Source organism: Paenibacillus popilliae ATCC 14706, from assembly GCF_000315235.1.
Classification (GTDB): Bacteria; Bacillota; Bacilli; order Paenibacillales; family Paenibacillaceae; genus Paenibacillus_B; species Paenibacillus_B popilliae.
The window spans coordinates 1-384 of record NZ_BALG01000051.1 but is presented as its reverse complement, the minus strand read 5'-3'; the positions used below and the strand labels follow the sequence as shown (position 1 = coordinate 384).

General features: G+C 40.6%; 1 protein-coding gene. It reads right to left on the bottom strand.

Annotated features, from left to right (window positions below; genetic code table 11):
• A partial coding sequence (locus PPOP_RS22560) for a hypothetical protein (protein ID WP_006285199.1) occupies window positions 1-384 on the bottom strand: 384 nt, incomplete at both ends.

The window sequence follows — 384 nt, the reverse complement described above, 5'->3', positions numbered from 1 at the left end:
TTAACTATGAAAAAGTGTTCCATCCAGGCATCATGAAGATAATCGTCAAAGTCCGCTTCGATACGCTTCAAAACAACAAGATACTCAAAAGTAGCAAAGTCAATCTCTTCCGGAATATCTGCTAATCTACTTGCGTATGGCTCTATTAGGCTGCCATCCGAATATCTCAAAGACTTATCTACCGTGATTACTTGTAAGAAGTCATCACGCTTCATCTTGCGTCCATCTGAGAATAAGCCCTCAACTAGTACCCAATAGTCGATTTCTCCCTCGAAAAGCTTCTCTTCCATAACCTCTTTTAGTGTTTCTCTGTACGCTGTAATAATGGGGTCCACTTCAAAATACTTTTCTTTGAAGCGCTCCTTAGCTTGAATGTCGATCTGC